At 62.7% G+C, this 7,188-nt stretch carries 7 protein-coding genes; all 7 read right to left on the bottom strand.

The window, feature by feature from the left end; all coding sequences use genetic code 11:
• Window positions 1-12: 12 nt before the first annotated feature.
• Window positions 13-969, bottom strand: a complete 957-nt coding sequence (locus KDG50_09575; protein ID MCB1865668.1) for a glycosyltransferase — start codon at window positions 967-969, stop codon at window positions 13-15.
• Complete coding sequence (locus KDG50_09580) at window positions 962-1,891, bottom strand: hypothetical protein (protein ID MCB1865669.1); 930 nt, start codon at window positions 1,889-1,891, stop codon at window positions 962-964. Before KDG50_09580 ends, KDG50_09575 begins: the two co-directional genes overlap by 8 nt.
• Window positions 1,891-3,162 carry an ATP-binding cassette domain-containing protein gene (locus tag KDG50_09585; GenBank protein MCB1865670.1) on the bottom strand — a complete coding sequence of 424 codons (1,272 nt, stop codon included), beginning with the start codon at window positions 3,160-3,162 and terminating at the stop codon, window positions 1,891-1,893. The genes KDG50_09580 and KDG50_09585 overlap by 1 nt, the downstream gene beginning before the upstream one ends.
• Window positions 3,163-3,165: 3 nt before the next feature.
• Window positions 3,166-4,020: an ABC transporter permease gene (locus KDG50_09590; protein MCB1865671.1), complete on the bottom strand. Its 855-nt coding sequence runs from the start codon at window positions 4,018-4,020 to the stop codon at window positions 3,166-3,168.
• Window positions 4,017-4,562 carry a winged helix-turn-helix transcriptional regulator gene (locus KDG50_09595; GenBank protein MCB1865672.1) on the bottom strand — a complete coding sequence of 182 codons (546 nt, stop codon included), beginning with the start codon at window positions 4,560-4,562 and terminating at the stop codon, window positions 4,017-4,019. The genes KDG50_09590 and KDG50_09595 overlap by 4 nt, the downstream gene beginning before the upstream one ends.
• Before the next feature lie 98 nt (window positions 4,563-4,660).
• Window positions 4,661-6,073, bottom strand: coding sequence for a sodium/proline symporter PutP (gene putP / locus KDG50_09600; protein ID MCB1865673.1), 1,413 nt, complete (start codon window positions 6,071-6,073; stop codon window positions 4,661-4,663).
• A gap of 58 nt (window positions 6,074-6,131) precedes the next feature.
• Window positions 6,132-6,935, bottom strand: a complete 804-nt coding sequence (locus KDG50_09605; GenBank protein ID MCB1865674.1) for a DUF2235 domain-containing protein — start codon at window positions 6,933-6,935, stop codon at window positions 6,132-6,134.
• Window positions 6,936-7,188: the final 253 nt, after the last annotated feature.

Below are 7,188 nucleotides of genomic sequence, written 5' to 3' on the forward strand. Positions count from 1 at the left end.
TGGCCTGCCGCGTCAAACATCCCTGGTGAGCCTTAGGAGCATCCCGTGTCTTCGGAACCAGCGTATCGTTGCGGCAGCACCCGGAACCCGATAAAACGCATCGAACCTCGCGTTACTTGGTCTTGACGTTGGGCCCGATGGCCGATCAGCCATCAGCTGTCCGATCGCCCTCAGCGTCGCGTCACCGCTCCTGAGGTACCGATTTCTGAGGATCGAGTCGTAAAGCCGATGTTGGGGCTGGTTGGCAAACAATGAATTTCCTGTCCGAGCATCTCGTGAGCCTGGCCGGTGATGGTAGTTCGACAACGGCTCCTCGATCACGGCGATTTCATAGCGCGCCAGAAATCTTAGATTGAAATCCCAGTCACCCAGGACCGGAAGTGAATCATCATAGGTTCCAATCTCGTTGAGTACCGATCGCTCATACAGAAAGGCTATGGGCGGGAACTGATTGACCGCTGCGATATGGTCGATCCGAATGCAGCCCGAAAGTGAACGATACAGTGACCGGCCCAATGGTCGGATTTGGTCGGTATCGACCGCCTCATTGATCAGTGTGCTCAAGCTCACAACGCCGCGAACCAAGCGATTGGGAGGGTCGCTGAGAAGTCGAGTGGCCTGGGCCAGAAACGCCGGTTCAAGGGTGTCATCATCATCATGAATCAACACATAACGCGAGCTCGAGTTCGAAAGGCCGATGTTAGACGCAGCCTCCATACCGACGGATGTGCCGATGGAGACCACTGCAAGTCGGCCGGCGTAAACATGCTCGTACCGCTTCGCCAGTGTCAGAACAGGCTCTATCGCGCCACCGTCATTGACGATCACGTGTTGCCAGTCATCTATTGTTTGCGACAGCACACTACGCATTGCCCGATCGAGCATGAGCGGGCGGTCTTTTGTCCGCGTTATGATTCCGACCAATGGGGTCGGCTCATTCTTGGTAGTCTGAATCAGCAGGTCAATCATCGAAAATCGTCCGCAACGATGGGTTTGCCATTCGGATCCAGGCGCGAACAACGGGGCCGATGACGGGGTGATTCGTCAGTCGTTTCAGGTTTGAACGGACCCTGGCGAGGTCGGACGAAGTCTGCTCCAGTCTGGTCTGAAGCTCAGTGAGCGATTGCATCAGCTTCTGGTGGCGGGTCCCAGAGTAGACCGGTAGTGACTCCGGTAGCGGATCGTCGTCCGGTTGGATCGCATCTTTATAGTTGTGATAGGAGTTGAATTCCGAAAACTGATCTGCAATCCAGGTTTCGACCTCGCGAGAAAGCGGCGAAGGTGCGGTGGGGCAATAACGTTGCAGAGAACCCGCGATTCCATTCTCCTGCGTTGTGGTCGAAAGGAATGTTTCGTTTCCACTTGTTGCGTCGGCGATCGAGTTCCGAGCCTTGGGCCAATCGAGCATCGCCGGATCCCAGTCTATGCCCAGTGCGCAACAGGTGTCGCGCAGTGTGATCTCAGGCGTGGCGATCAGTGCTTCATGTTGGACGATTGGCCATTGGCGGTCCCGAAAGAGCCTCCAGTCCGCGAGGAAACGGCTGAACCGAACCAGAAGCGGTGGATCATCCGACGTGGTTCCGTTGAATCCGTACCATTTGTTGCTAAGGGACCGATACACATCAAATGGATTACGAACAACGAGCAACGGTTTGACCTCCCAGCCCGACCAGCGATAGTAACTGGCAATCTCATCAAAATGGAAAGACGCAATTGTCGCCTTGGCCCAGGCCAATCGTGTAGACACGGCTGGAATGGGCATCAGGCGGTCATGTGGCAGGTCGAGGACCCCGTCCATGTCTGCGCGTTGCAGAAAGCACCACGAGATTAAGGTCGTTCCTCCGCTTTGGAGGCCGGCCGCAAGGAACAGCTTTCGGTCGCTGGCGTTCATCAGCTGGTGATCTTGCCGGTCAGTGAGGTCAGTTGACCTTGGGTTCGATGGAATATTTCGGGAGTCAGGCTCCAGGATGCGCGGGGTTGTAGAACGCCCGGCCCGCTTGATTGCCCTGGGGCGCTGGTCACCTGCAAATTGATGATCCTCGTAGACCATGAAAGGATTTCCGTGGATCGCCGGAAACCGCCCGCAAACCAGTAGCTACCCGGACTTAGCGGGAGAGGGTCGAGGGTTATCTCGATTGTCCCTGGACCGGCCGGGACATCAAATGGTAAGCCCCTGCTCTTGGAATCCAGCTCGAGAACCAACCCGCCGGAGGAGTTCCACAGGCGGAGGCAGAACGAAGTGTCGTCCAGCGACTCGGCGCATTCATACTGAAGAGTAACGAGAAGTGGTTCGTCTGTCTTGGAGCGTACGAACGCCGGTACTTTGCTGTTCTGGACGGAAACAATTCGAATCCTTCCGTTGTAATTGATGTCGACCGGTGCATTGTGAACGTTGTTTTCGACCGAACTATAGTATGCGTCATATGCGCCATTTGCGTTCGGATAAATCTGCGCGACCGAACGCGCCATCAGAATACAGCGCTGTGAAATCTCGCGGATCAGCATCTCGGAATGAGAAACGAGCACGATTGAGGTTTCGCAGCGCTGTAGTTCTGCGATGCGATTTCGGCAGCGGATAGTGAACTCATGGTCGCCGACCGCCAGCGCCTCGTCGACCAGCAGCACTTCCGGGTTTGCGTGCACGGCGATCGAGAAGCCGAGCCGTACGAACATTCCGCTGGAAAAATGTTTGACCGGCGAGTCGATAAACGACTCTAGCCCGGCGAACGAGACGATGTCGTCGAATTTCGACTGGATCTCCCGCCGGCTCATTCCAAGGATCGCGCCGCTGATGTACACGTTGTCGCGACCGCTCAGCAGCGGGTGAAATCCTGCGCCCACCTCGATCAGGCAGCCCACACGGCCACGTACCCGGATGGTCCCGCGGTCCGGCGGGATGATGCCCGCGATCATCTTGAGCAGGGTGCTCTTGCCCGCGCCATTCGGGCCGATTACGCCCAGACACTCGCCCGGCGCGACGTCGAACGACACATTGTCGAGCGCCCAGAATTCGTCCCGGCGCAGGCGTGTGGTATCGAGCGGCAATCCGAGCAGTTCGCTCGAAACATCGCGCATGCCATACCACATCGAACGCTTCAGTGACCTGCAGAAACGTTTGCCAACGTTTTGCACCGAGATGCGCGAAGTCGAATGGGCGGCCATGGGTCAGGCGCGCTCGGCAACCCGAACAATCGCAACCCGAAACACCCGCCAGCCAACCAGAAACACCGCCAGCGAGAACACTGCGCCGGCCGCAAACAGTGCCGGGCGCTGCATGGCGCCGTGCGCGAGCACGTCCTGGACGGCGATCAGAGTCGGGCTGACCGGGTTCAGGTAGTTGACGAGATCGAAAGGGGCACGCACCGGTGGTGGGTAGAGGACGGGTGCCGCGAACATGCCGAAGGTCACGAACATGCCGACTAGATTGCCGACATCGCGCGTCAGCAGGTTTGCGATGGAAAACAAAAATCCGAGACCCGTCGCAAGCAGGATCGCGGGCAGGAGAATCAGCGGCAACAGGACAATGCTCCAGTCCGGCGTCACGCCGTAGTACAGAAACGCCGCGGCCACGAGCGGGAGTTTGATCGCGAAGTCCAGCAATGGCTGGCCGACAGCACCAAAGACGAGCGACTCCTTGGGGAAACTCGATTTCGTCACCAGCGATCCGGCTCCCGCAAGGCTTGCAGTGCATGCCGCCAGCGTGTTGCCGAACAGCTGCCAGACGATGAGGCTGGACAACGCAAACGCCGGATAGGGGATCGGCGGCGCACCAATTGGCAGCACCCGTTTCGATGTCAGGAAGGTAAAGAGCGCGACGGTGGCGAGCGGCACGATTACAGCCCACAACAGCCCGAGAAACGCATTGCGGTAGCGCACGGCGATGTCGCGCGCCGCCAGTCGGCCGATCAGCTCGCGCGACTGCCAGAGGTCGACAAACATTTGGCGCCAGCCCGCGACGGCCCACAGCGCCTGACGATGGCTGCTGGCGTCGTACACGGTCTCGTCGGGCGCCCCGCTCATAGTTCCGCCCCGGTGTGGATCCAGACCTGCAGGCGCGGATTCAGTGATTCGCCGTCGGCCATGGCCGTGAACTCGTCGGCGGTCAGTACACGTGTGCGGATACGCCGACCGATGTAACGCTCGGTTTTCATCACCAGGTCGTCGAGGTTGTGGCGATCGATATCACCGACCAGCACCAGGTCAATGATCCCGGTGTCGCGGCCGTTGGCGTAGTCACCGACGAGATAGGCCGCGTGCAGGCTGCCCAGCCGAGAGACGATGCTGTCGACGATGCGGTCCATCCCCAGGGACTTGCGCACCATGGACTGCAACTCCGGAAACAGCGGATGGCGCTGTTCGGCACGGTAGACGATCTGACGCCCGTCGCGCTCGGCGCGCAGCAGCCCGGCGCTCGAAAGCTGCTGCAACTCGTTGTGTACGTGGCCGGGCGAGGCGCCGTAGTCCTGCGCGAGTTCCCGCAGATACGTGCGCGCCTCCGGGTTCAGGAACAGCCGGATCAGGATGTTGACCCGCATCTTGGAGGTGAACAGGTCGCCGAGCATGGGTTCATGTTCTTATTTTTAGAACGATAAGTCTACGGCACCGCGTCACAAAATGTGAATCCGGGCGCGATCTCCCGACCGTTGGTCGGGCCCGAGGCCTATCGCGCCGGGGCGCGGCGGGAAAATACCGCGATCACGACACTCGCCAGCACAAACGCCGGCACGAGTTCGTAAAGCTCGAACAGCCCGCCCGAGAGGTTGTGCCAGGCAACGATCGCGATGGCGCCGATCAGCATCCCGGCCAGAATGGCGGTACCGGTGACCCGCCGTGAATACAGCGCGAACAGGATTGCGGGCCCGAATACCGCGCCCAGCCCGCCCCAGGCATAGGCGACGAGATCGAGCACGGCATTGTCCGGCGACCATGCCAGCGCAGTGGCGATCAGGGCGATGCCGACGACGGCCGCGCGGCTGGCCATCAGCGCCCGCCGTTCGTCCAGTTGCACGCCCGCCAGCCCAGGCAGGTCATCGGCCAGCGCCGAGGCGCACACCAGCAGCTGCGAATCCGCCGTGCTCATGATCGCGGCCAGCACCGCGGCGAGCAGCAGGCCGGCAACCGCCGGGTGGAACAGTTGCTCCACCAGCACGATGAACACGGTTTCCCGGCTGGTGCCGTCGAGGCCGGGTGCGAGCACCGTGCCGGCGAGCCCCACCCAGACCGCCGCGAGCATCGCCGTGGCCGCCCAGCCGATGCCGATCCGCCGCGCGCCGGTCGCGAGCCCCGCATCGCGCAGCGCCATGAACCGCGCGAGCACGTGCGGCTGGCCGAAGTAACCCAGCCCCCAGCCGGCGAGCGAGACGATGCCGAGCAGGCCGATGGCGCCGCCATCGGGGCTCGCGAACGGATCGAGCAGCCGGTCTGCCGGCCGGACCGTGCCGTTGGCGTCCGGCAGGGCCGTCGCCAGCAGCGCCGTCAGCACCAGCGCCGCGAGCATCAGCAGGCCCTGGAAGACGTCGGTCCAAGACACGGCGAGGAAGCCGCCGAACACCGTGTAGAGCACGATGATCGCCGCGCCGATCACGACCGCGAGCCGGTAGTCCCAGCCAAACACCGTGCCGAACAGCTTGCCGCCCGCGACCAGTCCGGACGCCGTGTAGAACAGGAAAAAGCACACGATCAGCACGCTCGCCGCGAGCCGCAGCGCGCGGGCGCGATCGGGAAACCGCGCGGCGAACCACGCCGGCAGCGTCAGTGCGTTACCCATGCGCGCGGTCTGCTCGCGCAGCCGGGCCGCGACAAACCGCCAGTTCAGCCACGCGCCAATCAGGAGCCCCGCGACCAGCCAAAGCGCCTGCACGCCGGAGGCATAGGCAAATCCGGGCAGGCCGAGCAGCAGCCAGCCGCTCATGTCCGACGCCCCGGCCGAGAGCGCTGCGACCACCCGCCCGAGCGAGCGCCCGCCAAGCAGATAATCGGCGCGGTCGCGCGTACGTCGCCAAGCCCGAAATCCCAGCACCAGCACGCCGAGCAGGTAGGCGGCGAAGCCGGCGGCGAGCAGGTACTCGCTCACGATGCCTGCGACGAGCGGCTGTCTGCGGCCGCCGTCTGCCGACGGTGCCCACGGCGGCTCAACGCCGTATCCGGATCAGGTCCGGGTCCGGGTTGTTGAACTGCGGGCCAATCCGGAAGCCGACCGACTCGTGCACGCGGTCGTTCTCCATGACCTCGCGACGGGTGAACTCCGTGGCATCGGCTGGAACCGAGATGTCGGCCTGCGCGTCGGGCTTCAGCCCGCCAATTGCGCCGGGGCGGATTGGCAGGCGCAGCAGCCGCGCCTTGCGCAACATCCACGCCAGCGTCAGGTCGGCCAGTGCGCGGCTGCCCTCGCAGCCGCCGATGTCGTCGTGGTTGCCGCGAAACCACATCTCGTAGGCGCGCGGCTGGCGTTGCAGTTCGTAGTCCCGGCGCGATTCGTCGATCGCCATGACATGCGCGGCCTTGAACGTGCGCGCGTGCAGGCTGCGATGGTGGTGTTCGTCGGCGTACGGGCAGCGATCGCGGTTGGCGTGCAGCACATCCCAGAGCGCGACGAAGCGAATCTGCACGTCGCGCAGGTTCGGGTCGGCCGCGATCACATGGGTGAGTTCCACGGCCAGCGCGCCGCCACAGCCGAATCCGGCGATATCCAGCATGCGATCGCCGTCGGCCCGGTACTGGCCGACGGCGTTGTGTGCTGAATCCACGATCGAATGCCCGCCGCGGCGCAGCCGCTCGCGCAGGCGCCCCGCGAACACGGCGACCCGCGGCCAGCCACCGGGGAAGAACCGCTTGTTGGGGCTCTCGTAGAGCGCGTACAGCCGCGCGACGTTCGAGCCGCGTTCGGGCGTACGCGCCAGTCCGCAACTGACGCCGTCGAATGCGATCAGGCCCATCGGGTCCTAGGGCCTGCTCACACTACGCATGACGCAGCGACGGTGGCCGTTGTTGTGGCCAACAAGGCGCTGTGAGCGCAGTGTACTGGACGTACATCAGCGAACAGCAACGCGGTTGGACACCACAACGGCCCCGTCCCGCGGGGTTGCGCCCCAAAATCCGTCATGCTGCGTTGCTCGTCGTTCATTTAGACACGCCAAACCTCTCTCCTCGCGCCTTGCCTGACGTATTTTGGGGCAGCAACGCTGCGCC

This window comes from Chromatiales bacterium (assembly GCA_020445605.1).
Taxonomy (GTDB): domain Bacteria; phylum Pseudomonadota; class Gammaproteobacteria; order JAGRGH01; family JAGRGH01; genus JAGRGH01.

What these genes read in the sequence shown, in the direction of transcription:
- KDG50_09575 (MCB1865668.1), bottom strand. Translation starts at nt 969, where the DNA reads ATGATTGACCTGCTGATTCAGACTACCAAGAATGAGCCGACCCCATTG.
- KDG50_09580 (MCB1865669.1), bottom strand. Translation starts at nt 1,891, where the DNA reads ATGAACGCCAGCGACCGAAAGCTGTTCCTTGCGGCCGGCCTCCAAAGC.
- KDG50_09585 (MCB1865670.1), bottom strand. Translation starts at nt 3,162, where the DNA reads ATGGCCGCCCATTCGACTTCGCGCATCTCGGTGCAAAACGTTGGCAAA.
- KDG50_09590 (MCB1865671.1), bottom strand. Translation starts at nt 4,020, where the DNA reads ATGAGCGGGGCGCCCGACGAGACCGTGTACGACGCCAGCAGCCATCGT.
- KDG50_09595 (MCB1865672.1), bottom strand. Translation starts at nt 4,562, where the DNA reads ATGCTCGGCGACCTGTTCACCTCCAAGATGCGGGTCAACATCCTGATC.
- KDG50_09605 (MCB1865674.1), bottom strand. Translation starts at nt 6,935, where the DNA reads ATGGGCCTGATCGCATTCGACGGCGTCAGTTGCGGACTGGCGCGTACG.